This window comes from Bacillus sp. GMs2/2 (assembly GCF_050172095.1).
Classification (GTDB): domain Bacteria; phylum Bacillota; class Bacilli; order Bacillales; family Bacillaceae_G; genus Bacillus_A; species Bacillus_A cereus.
The window spans coordinates 1-1,081 of sequence record NZ_JBNLYE010000739.1; the positions used below are offsets into that span (position 1 = coordinate 1).

The window sequence follows — 1,081 nt, forward strand, 5'->3', positions numbered from 1 at the left end:
TTATTCTAAAGAAAATATGCTTCAAATAGCAAACGATATAAAAAAACAATATAGTGGAAATATAGGGAATCAAAAGAAAAAAGAGAAACCGAATATTATTTTTGTAATGAGTGAATCGTTTTGGGATCCGACGAAAGTAACCAACCTTTCTTTTAGTGAAGATCCTGTACCAAATTTGCATCATTATATAGAAAACTTTCCTGGGGGACAAACTATTTCTCCTACATTTGGGGGAAATACAGCGAACGTTGAATTTGAGGCATTAACAAGTTATTCAATGAGTTTGTTAAAGCCAGGTTCTATACCATATCAGCAGGTTATTACAAATAAGAAAGAAATTCCATCAATCCCTACGGCGTTGAAAAAAGAAGGGTATTACACAAGTGCAATTCATTCATTTGGTCGCACATTCTTTAAACGTGATGATGTATATAAGGTGTTAGGATTTGATAAGTTTAATGCAGAGGACACGATGAAAAATATGGATATTGATGGAGATTATATTAGTGATTTAGCGATGAGTAAAGAGATAATTGCTGAGTTAGAGGAACAAAAACAGCCTACATTTATTCATGCAGTTACGATGCAAAATCATTTTCCATTTACAGAGGGCCGATTTGGTGAAAACCTAATAGAAATTAGCGGGCTAGAAAATGAAGAATCAAAGGGAGAATTAGAGACGTATACAGAAGGGTTAAGACGTTCAGATGAGGCACTTCAATATTTAATAGAGCAACTAGATAATTTAGATAGACCTACATTATTAGTATTCTTTGGAGATCATCTTCCATCACTAGGAACAAATAAATCTTTTTATAAAGAAAACGGGTATATAACGAATGAAAAAACACCGAGTGAACGTTTAGCGATGGCGCAAACGCCGCTATTAATGTATGCAAACTTTGATATGCCAAATGATAATTTAGGTTTAGTAAGCCCAATTCATTTTTCTAATCTTATTTTTGATTATGCAGGATTAAATAAATCCTTATTTTATCAATTTTTATCGGAACTTTACAAGGAAATACCAGTGCTTAGAGATGAATTAAAAGTTGATAAAAATGGAGAAGTAATCAATGAT

General features: G+C 32.4%; 1 protein-coding gene. It reads left to right on the forward strand.

What is annotated here, in order from left to right:
* The coding region (locus ACQGS6_RS29175; RefSeq protein ID WP_426966084.1) for an LTA synthase family protein at positions 1–1,081 on the forward strand (1,081 nt) is incomplete at both ends.